At 74.5% G+C, this 597-nt stretch carries 1 protein-coding gene; it reads left to right on the top strand.

Annotated features, from left to right (window positions below):
• Window positions 1-14: 14 nt before the first annotated feature.
• On the top strand, window positions 15-494 hold the full coding sequence (locus tag AB8Z36_RS41535; protein WP_369218501.1) for a nitroreductase family deazaflavin-dependent oxidoreductase: 480 nt from the start codon (window positions 15-17) through the stop codon (window positions 492-494).
• Window positions 495-597 lie beyond the last annotated feature (103 nt).

Here is a 597-nt window from a genome sequence, read left to right as displayed (position 1 = left end):
GGGGAGGCACGCTGATGCCGCCGGGAGTGCGTCTGGTGCAGAAGGTGTCCTCCACCCGCGCCTTCGCGAAGGTCGCGCCGCACCTCATCCCCGCGATGGACCGCGCGGTGCACCGCCTCACCCGGGGGAAGGTGCTGCTCAGCGCCCAGATGCTGCCCGGCGTCATCCTGACCGCGCGCGGCGCGAAGAGCGGCCTCGCCAGGCGTACGCCGCTGGCCTGCATGCCCGACGGGGCGAGGGGCGGCTGGGTTCTCGTCGGGTCCAACTTCGGGCGCCCGGGGCACCCCGCGTGGACCGCGAATCTGCTCGCCCATCCGGACGCGGAGGTCAACTGGCGCGGTGAGGACATCGCGGTGCGGGCGAGGCTGCTCACGGGGGAGGAACGGGCGGCGGTCTGGGAGGCCGCGCTCGCGTTCTGGCCGCCGTACGCCACGTACCAGGCGCGGGTGGACCGGGAGATACGGCTGTTCCGCCTGGAGCGGCGAGCCCGGTGACGCGGCCGGGCGGCGTGGATACCGCGGCGGCGGACCACCTGGGTGATCCGCCGCCGGGATGACAGAAGAGGCCGAGGGCCGGGGAAGGGGAAGGGTGCAGGAG

This window comes from Streptomyces flavofungini (assembly GCF_041028215.1).
Classification (GTDB): Bacteria; Actinomycetota; Actinomycetes; order Streptomycetales; family Streptomycetaceae; genus Streptomyces; species Streptomyces flavofungini_B.
The sequence above is the reverse complement of the archived record's forward strand: the minus strand, read 5'-3'. Positions and strand labels throughout refer to the sequence as shown.

Bases quoted from the DNA above. Each gene is read 5' to 3' on its own strand.
- AB8Z36_RS41535 (WP_369218501.1), top strand. From the start codon at position 15: ATGCCGCCGGGAGTGCGTCTGGTGCAGAAGGTGTCCTCCACCCGCGCC.